This window comes from Streptomyces sp. SBT349 (genome assembly GCF_001083795.1).
Classification (GTDB): Bacteria; Actinomycetota; Actinomycetes; order Streptomycetales; family Streptomycetaceae; genus Streptomyces.
The window spans coordinates 1-14,161 of the sequence record NZ_LAVK01000192.1 but is presented as its reverse complement, the minus strand read 5'-3'; the positions used below and the strand labels follow the sequence as shown (position 1 = coordinate 14,161).

The window sequence follows — 14,161 nt, the reverse complement described above, 5'->3', positions numbered from 1 at the left end:
GCCGGGGGGCGGGGCCGCGGCCTCCAGTGCGTCGACCGAGCCGGACATGACGGTGCGCAGGTGGGCGGTCAGGTGGTCGAGGGGCCAGTCCCACCAGGCCACCCGGAGGAGGCGCGCGATGTCCTCCTCGGGGAAGCGGCGGCGGATCAGGCGGGCCGGGTTCCCGCCGACGACGCCGTAGTCGGGAACGTCGTCGGTGACCACGGAGCCGGAGGCCACGATCGCGCCGTGCCCGATGCGGACGCCGGGCATGACCGTGGTCCTGTAGCCGAACCAGACGTCGTGGCCGACGACCGTGTCGCCGCGCCCCGGCAGCCCGGTGATCAGGTCGAAGTGCTCCGCCCACGAGCCGCCCATGATCGGGAAGGGGAACGTGGAGGGGCCGTCCATGCGGTGGTTGGCCCCGTTCATGAGGAACCGCACCCCCTCGCCCAGCGCGCAGAACCTCCCGATGACCAGCCGTTCGGGGCCGTAGTGGTAGAGGACGTTGCGCGTCTCGAACGCGGTGGGGTCCTCGGGGTCGTCGTAGTAGGTGAACGCGCCCACCTCGATCAGCGGCGAGGTGATCAGCGGCCTCAGCAGCACCACGCGCGGCTGCTCGGGCATCGGGTGCAGCACGGTGGGGTCGGCCGGGACGGGGGAACCGGCGGGACCGGGAGAACCGGAAGAAGTGGGGGCCATCGTCAGTTCCCTCCCGCGCCGTTCCGGACCCGGCCGGTGAACGTGAACATCCGCTCGCCCGGCGCCAGCGGCCTCGGCTCCCCCGCGAAGCGGTGCACGCCGACGCCGAAGCCCGCGTCCGGCTCGGACAGCCACACCCGTTCGAAGCCCTGCTCGTCCTCCAGCCAGTGGCAGATCTGCGGCACGAGGTCCGGCTCCTTGCGGTGGCGGGTCCAGATCACCGTGCCGCCCGCGGTGACCAGCTGTGGGAGGAAGCCGATGGCGCGCCGGACGTCGCCGTCGACGACGTTGCCGAAGATGCCGCAGGCCAGGACCACGTCGGCGGGGACCGCGCCCGCGTACGCGTCGGTCAGCGCGGCGTCGCCCGTCACCACCTCGACGCCGTCCAGGCCGAGCGCCCCGGCGGCGTCCGACGCCTCGGCCGCGTTGCGCGGGTCGAGCTCGACCAGGCGCGCGGCCACGTCGTCGCGGCGCGGGTGGTCCTCCAGCACGCCGAGCAGGTCGCGGCCCTGCCCGGCGCAGACGCTCACCACCCGCAGCGGTCCCGGGGGCGCGGTGTCGAGGGTCAGTGCCAGCCACTCCCTGACGACCCGGAGCCTCCCGCTGAGGGCCGAGTCCGCCCGGTCGTAGTCCTCGTGCCACGCGTGCCAGTCCATGGCGGCGACCCTACGACCGCACCGGCCCCCCGCGCATCACAGATACCCGGGGGTCCACCCGGGTGAGGTTCCTGATCGGCCCCACCGCCAGCAGCGTCGCGCTCGCCGCCAGGGCGACCGCGCCGCCCGCGAGCAGGACCTCGTGGGCGCCGAACAGCCCGGAGGCCGGACCCGCGAGCGCCTGGCCCACGGGCATCATCACCACCGAGCCCGCGACCTCGTAGGCGTGGATGCGGTTCAGCACCGCCCCGGGGACCTGCGTCTGGATGCTGGTCGCCCACATCACGCCCCAGAACGCCATGGAGGCGCCCGCCACCACGAAGCCCGCCGTGATCGCCGCCACGCCGAGGCCCGCGCCGACCGTGAACGGCTGGAGGAAGAAGCCGAACAGCGCGATCGCCCCGGCCCGCAGCGGGTACCGGGGCCTGATCCGCATCGCCAGCAGGCCGCCGATGGCCATGCCCACGCCGAGGGCCGAGTTGACCAGGCCGTACGCGCCGTCGCCGTGCTCGCGGATCACCTCGGTCGCCGTCAGCGGAACGGAGGGCCCCCAGGCCGCCGCCATCAGCGCCATCCAGACCAGGATGACCCCCCACATCCACGGCCTGGCCAGGAACTCCCGCCACCCCTCGGCCAGATCCGCGCGGAACGGGACGGGCCCGCGCGGCGCGCGGCGCGGCTCCCGCGCCCGCATCAGGAGCAGGCAGCAGCCGCTGACCAGGTACGTTCCCGCGTGGGCCGCGAAGACCCCGCCGGGCGAGGTGACCCCGACCAGCAGGCCCGCCAGCGCCGGGCCCAGGATCGCCATGCACGACTCGGCGGTCCTGATCGCGCCGTTCGCCCCCTGCACGTCCCGGGCGATCCGCGGCACGGTGCTCGCCACGCCCGGCTGGAACATCGCCGCGCACACCCCGTTGACCACGCCGAAGGCGCAGATCTGCCAGAGCACCACATGGCCGGTGAAGAACAGCCCCGCGGTCAGGGCCTGGGTGAGGACCCGCACCGCGTCGGCGCCGATCATCAGCGCCCTGGCCTGGAAGCGGTCCGCGATGACGCCGCCGAATATGACCAGCCCCGCGAACGACGCCGTGAACGAGGCCATCGCCGCGCCGACCGCGCCCGCGCCGCCGCCGTGCTGGACGATGCCCGCGGCCAGCGCGACCGGCAGCATCATGTCGCCGAGCTTGGCGACGCTCCTGGCCGTGAAGAACAGGCCGAAGTCCCGCGACCACAGACCCGCCGGTTCCAGTTCCTCCCACACGGTCCGTGCGGCGGCCTGGTGCGGGGGCTGCCGCGCGGGTGGGGAGGTCATGGATCAACTATCCCCCGGCCCCGCGCCCTTCGCCCGCCCGCCCTTCGTCCCCTCGCCCTCCCCCGGCCCGGACTCCAGCGGAGGGGCGTCGACCGCGCAGTGGTGGCCGCGCTGCGGGCCCGGCCCCTCCTGCCGCAGGGTGCCGGGCACGGTGAACCAGGAGAGCACCGCGCCCAGCACCATCAGCGCCGCGCAGATCAGGACGGCCTTGCCGAACGCCGCGTCCACCGCCGTCGCCGAACGGTACTGGTCGGTGGAGAGCCCGATGACCAGCGGCAGCGCGGCCACGGCGACCAGCTGGGCGACGCGGGCCGCCGCGTTGTTCACGCCGCTGGCCACCCCGGCGCGCCGCGTCTCGACGGAGGCGAGCACGGTCGCGGTCAACGGTGCGACGAAGATGCTCATCCCCAGGCCCTGGACGGTCACCGCCGGAAGGACATCGGTCCAGTACGAGCCGCCCGGGTGGACCCGGTACAGCAGCGCCAGGCCCACGGCCGCGATCAGCGGCCCCACGGTCATCGGCAGCCGCGGCCCGATCCGCTGCGCGAGCGCGCCCGCGGGGCCGGAGAGCGTGGTCATCAGCAGCGTCACGGGCAACGAGGCGAGCCCGGCGTGCAGAGCGTCGTAGCCGAGCCCGTTCTGGAGCTGGGTGGGCAGCAGGAAGAACACGCCGCCGATCGCCGCGTAGAGGCAGAGGGTCACCACATTGGTCGCGGTGAACAGCTTCGAGCGGAAGATGCCGAGCGGCAGCATCGGCCGGGCCGCCCGCCGTTCCCGCCACACGAACAGCGCGCCGAGCACCACGCCCGCGCCCAGGGCCCAGAGGGCGGGCGCGTTGATCAGCGCGTAGGTGACGCCGCCCAGCGACAGGGCCGCCAGCGCCGCGCCCAGCACGTCGAACCGGCCCGACGCCTCCCAGTCGCGGGTCTCGGGCACGCCCCTGGCCAGGGCGAGGACGACCACGGCGACCGGCACGTTGATGTAGAAGATCCACCGCCAGCCGGGGCCGTCCACCAGCCAGCCGCCGATCAGCGGGCCGAACGCGATGGCCACGCCGCCGAGCCCGGACCAGAGGCCGACGGCCTTGGCGCGTTCGTCCGGGTGGAACGTCGACTGGATCAGCGCGAGGGACCCCGGCGTGAGCAGCGCCCCGCCCACGCCCTGGAGCGCGCGGGCGGCGATCAGCACGTCGCCGGTGGGCGCGATGCCGCACAGCACCGAGGCCACGGTGAACCAGACCACGCCCCAGACGAAGACGCGCCTGCGCCCGTAGCGGTCGCCGAGGCCGCCGCCGAGCAGGATCAGCCCGGCGAGCGTGAGCATGTAGGCGTTGAGGATCCACTGGAGGTCGGTGATCGGCACGTCGAAGTCGGAGCCGATGCGCGGCAGCGCGACGGTCACGATGGTGCCGTCGAGCATGGCCATGCCCGAGCCGAGCACCGCGCACAGCAGCACCCTGCGCCCGGCGGCCGACCGGGTGCGGAGATCGCCGGTCCCGTGGTCGGTGGGACCGTCGCCCTGGCCGCGGGAGGGGGAACGCGCCATGGGGTCATGATCCGCCGTTCCCCGCGGAACCGCGCGGCTCAGCTCTCCTCGGGGTCCGGCGTCCAGTCGGGGTCGTGGTCGCGGTGGTCGGCGTAGGCCGAGGCCATCGCGCGCACGGTCGCCAGCAGGCCGAGGTGACGGACGCGCGCCACGGCGGAGGCGCCGGGACCCGCCTGGGCGCGGGCCTGTTCGAAGCGTTCCACCACGGCGCGGGCGGCGCGGACCCCGGCGAGGGCGCGGGCGGGCGAGGCGTTTGCGAGGTGCCGGTGCGCCAGCTCCTCGTCGCGCGCGAACGCCTCGGCCGCCGGGGTGCCGGGCGCGGGCGGCAGCAGGCTCCGGTAGCCGATGGTGAACATCCCGGCCCGCCAGCCGTCGCGCCCCCGGTGCTCCGCCTCGTGCGGCGGCACCCACGGCGCGCCCGCCCCGCCGCCCGGGTGGTCGGGGTACTCCGCCGGGAAGAAGCGGCGGCAGCGCTGCTCGAAGACCCAGAGCCTGGCCACGCCCCCGATCGCCTCCTCCCGCTCGGCCAGCCGCTCCCGCAGGAACGCGGCGATGTCCGGGGCGGGCCGCGCCGCGCGCAGGTCGCGGCCGATGCCGGCGAGCACCGCGTCGAGCGCCGCGCGCTCCGGCGCGGTCGGCCGCACCGCGCCCCGGCCGTCGCCGGCTCCCTCGCCGCCTTCGTCGCGGCGCAGGCGGGGCAGCAGCGCGTCCAGGTCCCCGGCGGGATCGAACGGGGGGAACGTCACCGCGCCGCCGCAGGCCAGCAGGTGCCGCTCGTACCGGTCCTCCCAGAACCGCACGCGCCACCCCGGCCACAGCCCGCCGAGCGCGGGCAGCAGCCCGCCGACCGGCCGGTGCCACCACAGCCGGACGGTGCGCGCCGCCTCGTCCACGTGGATCCCGCTGTCCGGGACCAGCGGCAGGTCGAGCCGTTCCGCGCCGCCGGGCGGGAGCCGTTCCCGCAGCGACGGGCCCTGCCAGCCGGTGTGGGCCCACCGGTCGAGCGGATGCGCCGAGAAGCCGCCGTCCGCGCGGAGCACGGTCACCAGGTGGCAGGGCAGCTCGTCGAGATCGGCCCCCGCCTCGGTCCGGTCCGGCATCCGCCGCGCGTCCGGGTCCGCGCCGCGCACCGCGGAACGTTCCACCCCCACGGCCGCGGCCAGGTCGCCGATCCCGTCGTACGCCCACTCCACCCGCCAGTCGCGCCACCGGCGGCGCACGATCTCCCGCAGCAGCCGCGTCTCCCGCACACCGGGCGAGGACGGGTGGCCGTCGTAGAAGACCAGCCGGCGGCGGACGTGGTCGATCACCGCCCCGCCCTCCGCGAAGTCGTCGTTCAGCCAGTCGGCGGCCCGGTCCGCGACGCGGGTGAAGCCGGTGACCAGGCGCGTGCTCCCCTCGGGGCCGAGCGCCGCGAGCAGCGTGCCGGTGTACGCGGCGGCCGAGGCGTGGAAGTACAGCTCCCAGCCCCCGTCGGTGACCACGGCGTAGTTCGCTCGGTAGCCCATGCGGGTCATTGTCCCGAACGGCTGTGCGCGTCAACCGCCGCCGGTATCAACCGGCCGTCCCCTGGCCCGAAACCGTCCGGTCCCCCGCGGGACGCCGCCGCGTCGCCCGCGCCCCTCATGCTGCTGGCATGCCCCGGCTCCCCTGGCGTCAGATCTTCTGCATGCTGCCGATCGCCGCCGTCGCGGTCTGGGTCACCCAGCACCGGTCGGTCATCGGCACCGGCTTCGGCGAGGTGCTCGCGGCCAACGGCTACTGGCTGCTGGCCGCCGTGCTGAGCACGCTCCTCGGCTGGGTCGCGGTCTCGTTCGCCCGGCAGGGCACGGTCCTCGAACGGCTCCCGGCGAAACGGCTCGTGGTGACGCAGTTCGCCGCGGGCGCCGCCAACCACCTGCTGCCCTCCGGCATCGGGGCGGGCGCGGTCAACATCCGTTTCATGGCCAAGTGCGGCCTGCCGCCCGCCCGTTACTCGGCGGCGCTCGCGCTGTACTTCCTGGCCGAGGGCGTCTCACGCGTCGCGCTGCTGCTGATGCTGCTGCTCGCCTTCCCCGAGGCGCTGCGCCTGGAGGCGCTGCTGCCCGACCGGATCGGGCTGCCGCTGATCGGCGCGGTGGCGGGCCTGCTGGCGGTGGCGGCGCTGGCGACGGTCCTCGCCGTGCCGCGGCTGCGCGAGGTCACGGGCCGTTTCACGCGCACCGCCCTCACCGACATCCGCTCGCTGCACACGCGGCCGAGCCGGGTCCTGGCACTGTGGGGCGGCTCGCTGGCGTTCCCCGTCCTCCAGGCGTCGGGCCTGGTGGCGGTCGCGCTGTCGATGGACCTCGACGCGCCGATCGGGCACCTGGTGCTCGCCTACATGGCGGCGACGGTGGTGGCCGCCGCGGTGCCCTCGCCCGGCGGCCTCGGCTCGGTGGACGCCGCTCTGGTGATCGCGCTGGTCGCCGTCGGGGCCTCGGTCGGCGCCGCCACCTCCACCGTGCTCGCCTACCGCGTCATCACGGTCTGGCTGCCGCTGCTGCCCGGCGCGCTCGTCCTGGGCGCGCTGGTGCGGCGCAAGGTGGTCTGAACGGCGGCGGCGCCCGTCCCCTCTCGTCCGGTCTCTTCCGGTTACTGCCCGACGCGACCGGGTCGCAGCGTCCTGCTGAACAGCACGGGCCCGCCGACCTCACGCAGCCGCACGGTCAGGTCGCCGCTCCCGCCGTCGATGTCCACCTCGCCGAAGAACTGATACCCCTCGGCGGGCGAGACGTTGGACGCCTCGGGTGCCTTGACGAAGACCCGGTCCGGACCGAACGTGCCGTCCAGCGCGTTCGCCGGGAAGGAGCCCGCGTTGATCGGCCCGCTCACGAACTCCCAGAACGGCTCGAAGTCCTGGAACGCCGCGCGCTCCGGCAGGTAGTGCTGCGCCGAGGTGTAGTGGACGTCGGCGGTCAGCCACACCGTGCCGGTGATCCGGCGGTGCTTGATGAACCGCAGCAGCTCGGCGATCTGGAGCTCGCGGCCGAGCGGGGCGCCGGGGTCCGCGTTGGCGATGGCCTCGATGTCGGTCGTGCCGTCCGGCACCACGAGCCCGATCGGCATATCCGCGGCGATGACCTTCCACACCGCCCGCGACCGGCGCAACTCGTCCTTGAGCCAGTCCAGTTGCTCCTGGCCCAGGATGCCCTGGACGTCGTCGGGCTGGCGGCCGGGCGAGTTGGCGTTGCGGAAGGTGCGCATGTCGAGCACGAAGACGTCGAGCAGCGGGCCGTAGCGCACCACCCGGTGCACGCGCCCCTCGGAGCGCCCCCGTTGCCCGAGCGTCGGGATGGGGAAGTACTCGCCGAACGCCTGCCGCGCCCTGGCCGCCAGCACGTCCACCGACTTCTCGGTGTAGCGGTCGTCGGCCAGGATCTCGCCGGGGTACCAGTTGTTGGTGACCTCGTGGTCGTCCCACTGGACGACGGACGGCACCTGGGCGTTGAAGCGGCGCAGGTTCTCGTCGAGGAGGTTGTAGCGGAAGTTGCCGCGGTACTCGGCCAGGGTCTCGGCGACCTTGTCCTTCTCGGGGACGGTGACGTTGCGGTAGGTCCGCCCGTCGGGCAGGGCCACACTCGCGGTGATGGGGCCGTCGGCGTAGACGGTGTCGCCGCTGAAGAGGAAGAAGTCGGGGTCGCGGCGGCGCATGTCCTCGAACGCGCGGTAGCCGCCGATCTCCGGGTTGATGCCCCAGCCCTGCCCGGCCAGGTCGCCCGACCACACGAACCGCAGCCCGTCGCGCCGCCGGCCGGGCGCCGTGCGGAACGTCCCGGTCACCGGCTCGCCCGCGCGGCGCGGGTCGTCGGGATCGGCGAGCAGCACCCGGTAGTGGATCTGCTCGCCCGAGGGCAGTCCGCGCAGCGGCGTGGTGCCGGTGAAGTCGGAGCCCGCGCCGAGCAACGGGCCGTGCCAGCGGCGGGCGTTGCGGAACGACTCGGTCGCCGAGGTCTCCACGATCATCCGGGCCGGCCGGTCGGACCGCGCCCACACCAGCCCGGAGTCGCCGGTGACATCACCGACCTGCACGCCCCAGCGCGCCTCGGGCCTGCCGGAGCGGGCGAACGCCGGGGGCGCCCCCGCGAGCAGCCCCGCGCCGAGGCCCGTTCCCACGAGCCCGGCCACCCCGGCCGCCGCCGCGCCGCCCCGCAGCACCGTCCGCCGTCCCGGGCCCTGCCGTTCGGGCTTCTGCCGGTCGGGATTGTGCTCCTCCGCCATTGCGAACCTCCCACGTTGCCATCGTTCGACGGCCGCAGTATGGTCCGGCGCCCCGCGCGCGAGGACGCACCGCACCGGAACGGCCGACGAACAGACGGCCAACGTTGGCACCCCGGGGCGCCACACCGTCCGCACAGCACACCCCGCCCACGCCGGGAGGGCACCACGCAGGCCCCGGCCGGGGCCCTGCTCCACACCCGGCCGGGGCGCGCCAGGGGATACAGTAAGCGCTTGCGCCAGGTCGGCGGAACCCTTCTACGCCACCTGACCCGGGAGCAGCTCGCTGTACAGCCCGCCCAGGGCGAGCAATTCCCGGTGCGAGCCGATTTCCCGAATCCCTCCGCTCTCCATCACGACGATCCGGTCCGCGTTCCGGATCGTCGAGAGCCGGTGCGCGACCACGAATACCGTCCGGCCGCGCATCAGGCGCCCCAGCGCCTCCTGCACCGATGTCTCCGAACGGCTGTCGAGCGCCGAGGTCGCCTCGTCCAGGATGAGCACCCTCGGATCGCGGATCAACGCCCTCGCTATCGCGATCCGCTGCTTCTGCCCACCCGAGAGCAACGCGCCGCGCTCTCCCGCCACCGTGTCGAGACCGAGCGGAAGGCGTTCCACGAATTCCAGCGCGTTGGCCGCCCGCAGGGCATCCCTCACCACCTCGTCCCCCACCTCCTCCCCCAGCCCGTAGGTCACGTTCTCCCGAATCGTTCCCTCGAAGAGAATCGACTCCTGCGGCACCACCGACAGAAAGCGCCGATAGGTCCTCAGGTCGAGCTCCGCCGTGTCCGCGCCATCCAGTGTGATACGACCGGTCGTGGGGCGGATGAAACCGATGAGGAGATTGAGAACGGTCGATTTCCCGGCGCCCGAGGGACCGACGAGGGCAATGGTCTCGCCCGGCCGCACCGACAGGTCGAATGCACTGACCGACTGTTCCGCGGCGCCCTCGTAGGCGAACCCCACCCGCTCGAATTCCACCGCACCGGTCAGGGACGCCACCTCGCGCTTGCCCGCGTTGCTCTCCAGATCCGGCGCCTGGAGCACCTCGCCGATGGAGCGCACCGATTCGAGGCCCTTGCTGATGAGGGGGGTCAGCCCCATCAGCGACGTCATCGACGCCGTGAGCGTGGTGAAGAACGTGCTCAGCATGACGATGTCGCCCGGCGTCACCGAGAGCCAGCCGTAGTAGGCGACCAGGGCCGCGCCGATCAGGCAGCCCACGCCCAGGGCGTTGAGGAGGATCCAGGCGAGCGAGGCCACGCGCCCGTTGAGCAGGTCGAGCCGCAGGCCCGCCGCCCGCACCCGCGTCAGCACGCCGTCCACGCGCCCCATCGCCGTGCGCTCCAGGCCGTGGGCGCGGGTGATGTGGATGAGGCTGGTCATTTCCGTGACGCGCGACGAGAGCAATTCGACTTCCCTGCGGAAGGATTCGTTGTGGCTGCGCATCCTGCTCCGCAGAAACCGCACGAGCAGCGCCGCCGCCGGGACCACGACGAGGAATACGGGAAGAAAGGCGGGCACCCGGAGGCCGATGACGATCAGGCCGCCGAGAAGCGTGGTGATCGAGCCGAGCCCGATCTCCGAGGTCTGCTTGACGGTGTCCTCTATCGCCTCGACATCACGTATCACCTTGGCCTGGAGAACTCCCGCGCTGACCTTGGAGTGATAGCCGATGGAGAGTTGCTGCATGCGCCCGCAGAGGGCGGAACGCAGCGTGGTGCCCATGCGCCGCACGCTGGAACTCATCAGCCGCGCATAACCGACCGTGCACGGGTAGTTCACCAGCAGGACACAGCCCAGCACGGCCGCGTTCCACCAGAGCTCGGAAATAGGACGGTGCTGCACGACGACATCGATGATGTTCGCGGTGATGAGGGGCAGCACCCACAACGGGCTGTGCCTGACGGTGAAGACGGCGACCGCGGCGATCAGCCGGGAACGGTCGGGCCTGAGCAGATATCCCAGGGTGCGCACGGGGTGTTCGCCACGGTAGCGATGGTCCAGGGGATGGGCGGGCGCAGAGGAAGAGAGCGATTTCTGCATGCGACGAGTCAACCGCCCGCGCGCCGGGGCGGGCAAGCCCGTTCCGCGACCGCCCCCGCCCCGGCGCGGGCGGTCGCGTCCGCCCCGCGCGCGACGACTCGTTCGGGCTAATCCTTCGGATTTCAGGAGCATTGTCATCCGGTGGGGGGTATCACCGGGAGTGGCATCGCCCCGCGAGGACGAGCTTGAGGACGATCAGGACGACCACAGAGGACGATGACATGGCCATCCCCGACAACACCCGCCGCGCCATGACGGCGGCCGGGCGGCGGCTGCGGGCCCATGTGGGCCGCCGCGGTGGGTTCTTGCTGCTCGTGGGCTCGGGCCAGGTGGTGTGGGGCTGCCAGTTCCTGCTGGACCCCGCGCCGAGTCCCCAGGGGCTGACCCTCCTCACGGAGGTCGCGCCGCTGCATGTGTGGGCCTGGCTGTGGGTCGCGGCGGGCGTCTCGGCCATCCTGTCCGCGTGCGTGCGGATCGGCGGCGACTGGCCGGGATACGCCGCGGTCATGGCGCCGCCGACCGTGTGGCTGACCGCCTATCTGAGCGCGGCCCTGGCCGGGGAGTTCGCGCGGGGCGTGTGGCTGGCGGCGTACTACGCGGCCATGCACGTGGGGGTGTGCCTGTGGGCCAGCTCGGTGCCGGAGTTCTCGCTGCCGGCGGCCGTCCCGGCCCCGCGCGCCGCCCCGGCTCCACCACCGGCCCCACCCCCCGCCCCGCCCGCCGCCAGGAAAGGCACGGATCAATGAGTGGCTTGTGGACGACGATGGCCGCCGTCGGCGGCCCGATGGGCGCGGTGCTCGGCGGCTGGTTCGCGGCCCGCGCGACCCGGGGAGCGGCGGCGGTCACCGCCGAGGCGCACCTGCGCGCGGCCGAGACATCCTCGGCCCCCGAGGACCGCCTCGCCGACCTGGCGGTCTTCAGGGCCAGTGTGGAACGGGTCGACGAGGAGAACGCCCGCCTGCGGCAGCGGCTCTCGACACTGGAGTCGCTGGTGCGGGCCTTCGCCCGCCATGTCTCCGCACTGACGGCCCAACTCCGCACCCACGGCATCGAACCCCCCACCCCACCCGAGCGTGTCACCGACTACGACCGGACGGGAGCCTGATTCCTGCCTCGGGGGGTGGCCGTGGGGCCGTTCGTGGCTGGGGCGGTTTCCGAGGCTTTACGCAGCCACGTTGGGGCGAGCCTCCAAGATCGGGGGCCCTGATCGGGCACGTGCGGGCAGGTGCACAGCCTGCCCGATCCGCTGGCCAGCGTAAGGGCCCCCGATCTCTCGCCCCAACGCGGCTCCGGCCAAAAGCCCCTCCAACCGCGTGGGGGGTCCGGATCCCTGCGGGCCGTGGGGGGTGGCGCCCTCCCGGCCCAGGGGCCATGGCCGCGCGGGGCGACGGGTGGTCGACCCCGGGGGCGGGGACCCTCTTTTGGCTGTTCGGCGCACGTGGTAGCTGTGGGGCGCGCGGCCCAGGCCCGAGCGCCTTCGGAGCGGAGGAGGGTCCGGGGGACCGAGGTGGTCGATGATGCGGGCTCAGACCAGTGATTGGAGCTGTCCAGGACGGCTCGGAGGCCGTGATCACAACTGCCACAGCCCGTCATCCTGGCAAGGCGAGATCGCTTCGCCTTGAACAGGATGGGTGCCCGCGGCTGCACGCTCCGTACTGCAATGCCGGCTCAGGCTGCGATGTCGGCTTCGGGTTGGAGTGCAGGGCCGAGCAGCAGGCCCCCGTCCAGGACGAATTCCGAGCCCGTGGCGAAAGTCGCGTCCTGGGAGGTGATGAAGAGCAACAGGCGGGTGATGTCGGAGGGTTCGGCGAGGCGGGGGATGGCGAAGGGATCGGGCGAGTAGAAGTCGGCGATGGCCGGCTGGCCGGCGACGGTGGGTTCGTTGATCAGCGGCGTGGAGACGACGCCGGGGTGGATGGAGTTGACCCGGATGTTGTCCCGCCCCAGCTCCAGCGCGGCCGTCTTGGTCAGCCCGCGCACGGCCCACTTGCTGGCGGTGTAGGGGGCGTAGAAGGCCGTGCCGACGTGGGCCATGGTCGAGGCGATGTTGGCGATGGTTCCGCCACCGCCCCTGCGCATCGACGGAGCCACGGCCCTGATGCCGAGGAACTGGCCGGTGACGTTGACGCTGAAGGTGTGCTCCCAGGTGCGGAGTTCGGTGTGCTCGATAGGGGCCGCCGGGTTCTGGACGCCCGCGTTGTTCACCAGGATGGTGATCGGCCCGAAGTGGCCTTCGGTTTCGCGCACCGCCGCCGCCCAGTCTTCCTCGCTGGCGACATCCAGGTGAACGGACAGAGCTCGATGACCGAGCTGGGCGGCGAGGTCGCGGCCGGCGTCGTCGTCGCGGCCGGCGATGACGACGTTCGCCCCCTCGGCGTGATATCCCCGCACATGACTGCTGCCCATGCCCCCGCTGCCGCCCGTGACGATGACGGTCTGGCCCTCGAAGCGTTCCATGATGCGTCCTTCCCGTAGTGGTGAGTCGGGCGACTCACCACCTTTCCCAAGGTAAGGGTGGCCCTGGAGGTGAGTCAAGTGACTCACCTCGCAGTGAGAGGCATACTGGAGGGCATGACGGCACAGCCCTCGGAATACCACCGGCGCGTGGCAGCGCAGAAGCGGACGTCCATCATCGAGGCAGCGACGAAGCTGTTCCTCGACTCCGGCTACGACGGCACCTCGCTGGCCCGCATCGCCGAGGCAGCCGGAGTGTCGAGGGCGACTCTGTTCAAGCAGTTCGCCACCAAGGCGGCCCTGTTCGAGGCGATCGTCACCGAATACTGGAAGGTCGACGACGAGGAGGCCCCCCTCCCCGAGCCAGGGAACCTCCGCGCAGGGCTTGAGGCCATCGGACGCCGTTACGTCGCCCTTCTCACCCAACCCGGCATGGCCGCCCTCTTCCGCATCGTCATCGCCGAGGTACCGCGCTTCCCCGAGCTCGGCGAGACCCAGTTCACGCACGGCAAGATGCCCTACTTCGAATCGGTCCGCCGCTACCTGGCAGCCGAAAACGCCGCCGGCACAGCCCGGCTTGACGATGCGGAGATGGCGGCGACCCAATTCCTCGGGATGATCTCCAACTACGTGTTCTGGCCGCGGATGCTGCTCGCACACTGGGAGCCCGACGACTCCGCCATCACCAACGCGGTCGACCAAGCGGTCCTGACCATGCTCGCCCGATACGGCACGCCGGGGACCCACGGCACCTGAGACACCAGCGCCCCACCACTCTGCGTAACCACCCGATACCTCGTCCCCGGGGTCGGGGATGCGCAGGACCGAGAAGGAGATAGGCGCATCGGCCGCCAGGGGACCGGGCCCGCGCGCTGTTCGAGTGGACGAAGGTCCCGGGGGTCGTCCCGCAGACCCTCGGCGAGCCCCTTCCGCGCCGGGTGAGCGCCCCGCCCCCGGACCCTTTCCGGTCCCAAAGGCACTCGCACTCCGGGGACCTCTCCACTCCAAAGGCGCGCGAGACCAGCCCGCGCGCCCCACAGCTACCAAGTGCGCCGAACAACCAAAAGAGTCCCGGTCCCCGACCCGAGCGGCGGCCGACCGCCCATCCCTCATCGCCCCCCCCGGGGACCGTCTTCCGCTCCGAAGGCGCTCGGGACCTGCCCGCGCGCCCCGCGACTTCCAAGTGCGCCGAAGAACCAAAAAAGGGCCCGGCCCCCCGACCCGCGAGGGC

The 14,161-nt window shown here is 72.9% G+C and carries 12 protein-coding genes; 4 read left to right on the top strand and 8 right to left on the bottom strand.

The features are described from left to right. From ADY01_RS22030 to ADY01_RS22010, 5 genes are all read right to left on the bottom strand, one after another. Positions 1-681 (bottom strand): CatB-related O-acetyltransferase (locus ADY01_RS22030; RefSeq protein WP_049576431.1); only part of this gene is annotated, 681 nt, incomplete at its 3' end. 2 nt (positions 682-683) lie between these two features. Continuing rightward, positions 684-1,337: a class I SAM-dependent methyltransferase family protein gene (locus tag ADY01_RS22025; RefSeq protein ID WP_049576428.1), complete on the bottom strand. Its 654-nt coding sequence runs from the start codon at positions 1,335-1,337 to the stop codon at positions 684-686. 10 nt (positions 1,338-1,347) lie between these two features. Next, on the bottom strand, positions 1,348-2,649 hold the full coding sequence (locus tag ADY01_RS22020) for an MFS transporter (protein WP_049576424.1): 1,302 nt from the start codon (positions 2,647-2,649) through the stop codon (positions 1,348-1,350). A gap of 3 nt (positions 2,650-2,652) precedes the next feature. Next, positions 2,653-4,194, bottom strand: coding sequence for an MFS transporter (locus ADY01_RS22015; RefSeq protein WP_049576422.1), 1,542 nt, complete (start codon positions 4,192-4,194; stop codon positions 2,653-2,655). 38 nt (positions 4,195-4,232) lie between these two features. Beyond that, positions 4,233-5,702, bottom strand: a complete 1,470-nt coding sequence (locus ADY01_RS22010; RefSeq protein ID WP_049576419.1) for a DUF6221 family protein — start codon at positions 5,700-5,702, stop codon at positions 4,233-4,235. Positions 5,703-5,830: 128 nt separating this feature from the next. Here ADY01_RS22010 and ADY01_RS22005 point away from each other — a divergent pair, with 128 nt between their 5' ends. Then, positions 5,831-6,766: a lysylphosphatidylglycerol synthase transmembrane domain-containing protein gene (locus tag ADY01_RS22005; RefSeq protein WP_049576415.1), complete on the top strand. Its 936-nt coding sequence runs from the start codon at positions 5,831-5,833 to the stop codon at positions 6,764-6,766. Positions 6,767-6,807: 41 nt separating this feature from the next. On the opposite strand, the gene ADY01_RS22000 is transcribed toward ADY01_RS22005, so the two are convergent. Next, positions 6,808-8,433: an alkaline phosphatase D family protein gene (locus tag ADY01_RS22000; RefSeq protein WP_049576412.1), complete on the bottom strand. Its 1,626-nt coding sequence runs from the start codon at positions 8,431-8,433 to the stop codon at positions 6,808-6,810. A 255-nt stretch (positions 8,434-8,688) separates the two neighbouring features. Then, complete coding sequence (locus tag ADY01_RS21995) at positions 8,689-10,476, bottom strand: ABC transporter ATP-binding protein (RefSeq protein ID WP_049576409.1); 1,788 nt, start codon at positions 10,474-10,476, stop codon at positions 8,689-8,691. A gap of 221 nt (positions 10,477-10,697) precedes the next feature. On the opposite strand from ADY01_RS21995, the gene ADY01_RS21990 reads away from it, so the two are divergent. Together ADY01_RS21990 and ADY01_RS21985 are read left to right on the top strand one after the other, a co-directional pair. Further along, positions 10,698-11,222 carry a hypothetical protein gene (locus ADY01_RS21990; RefSeq protein WP_063784306.1) on the top strand — a complete coding sequence of 175 codons (525 nt, stop codon included), beginning with the start codon at positions 10,698-10,700 and terminating at the stop codon, positions 11,220-11,222. Then, the gene (locus tag ADY01_RS21985; protein WP_159001333.1) at positions 11,219-11,581 is read left to right on the top strand and encodes a hypothetical protein; all 363 of its coding nucleotides are present in this window, start codon (positions 11,219-11,221) and stop codon (positions 11,579-11,581) included. The genes ADY01_RS21990 and ADY01_RS21985 overlap by 4 nt, the downstream gene beginning before the upstream one ends. A 563-nt stretch (positions 11,582-12,144) precedes the next feature. Here ADY01_RS21985 and ADY01_RS21980 read toward each other — a convergent pair. Beyond that, complete coding sequence (locus ADY01_RS21980) at positions 12,145-12,933, bottom strand: SDR family oxidoreductase (protein ID WP_049576404.1); 789 nt, start codon at positions 12,931-12,933, stop codon at positions 12,145-12,147. Between the two features lie 114 nt (positions 12,934-13,047). Between ADY01_RS21980 and ADY01_RS21975 the strand changes: the two genes are divergently transcribed. After that, the gene (locus tag ADY01_RS21975; protein ID WP_049576400.1) at positions 13,048-13,686 is read left to right on the top strand and encodes a TetR/AcrR family transcriptional regulator; all 639 of its coding nucleotides are present in this window, start codon (positions 13,048-13,050) and stop codon (positions 13,684-13,686) included. Positions 13,687-14,161: the final 475 nt, after the last annotated feature.

What these genes read in the sequence shown, in the direction of transcription:
- ADY01_RS22015 (WP_049576422.1), bottom strand. Translation starts at nt 4,194, where the DNA reads ATGGCGCGTTCCCCCTCCCGCGGCCAGGGCGACGGTCCCACCGACCAC.
- ADY01_RS21985 (WP_159001333.1), top strand. Translation starts at nt 11,219, where the DNA reads ATGAGTGGCTTGTGGACGACGATGGCCGCCGTCGGCGGCCCGATGGGC.
- ADY01_RS22020 (WP_049576424.1), bottom strand. Translation starts at nt 2,649, where the DNA reads ATGACCTCCCCACCCGCGCGGCAGCCCCCGCACCAGGCCGCCGCACGG.
- ADY01_RS21975 (WP_049576400.1), top strand. Translation starts at nt 13,048, where the DNA reads ATGACGGCACAGCCCTCGGAATACCACCGGCGCGTGGCAGCGCAGAAG.
- ADY01_RS22000 (WP_049576412.1), bottom strand. Translation starts at nt 8,433, where the DNA reads ATGGCGGAGGAGCACAATCCCGACCGGCAGAAGCCCGAACGGCAGGGC.
- ADY01_RS21990 (WP_063784306.1), top strand. Translation starts at nt 10,698, where the DNA reads ATGGCCATCCCCGACAACACCCGCCGCGCCATGACGGCGGCCGGGCGG.
- ADY01_RS21980 (WP_049576404.1), bottom strand. Translation starts at nt 12,933, where the DNA reads ATGGAACGCTTCGAGGGCCAGACCGTCATCGTCACGGGCGGCAGCGGG.
- ADY01_RS22025 (WP_049576428.1), bottom strand. Translation starts at nt 1,337, where the DNA reads ATGGACTGGCACGCGTGGCACGAGGACTACGACCGGGCGGACTCGGCC.
- ADY01_RS22010 (WP_049576419.1), bottom strand. Translation starts at nt 5,702, where the DNA reads ATGGGCTACCGAGCGAACTACGCCGTGGTCACCGACGGGGGCTGGGAG.
- ADY01_RS22005 (WP_049576415.1), top strand. Translation starts at nt 5,831, where the DNA reads ATGCCCCGGCTCCCCTGGCGTCAGATCTTCTGCATGCTGCCGATCGCC.
- ADY01_RS21995 (WP_049576409.1), bottom strand. Translation starts at nt 10,476, where the DNA reads ATGCAGAAATCGCTCTCTTCCTCTGCGCCCGCCCATCCCCTGGACCAT.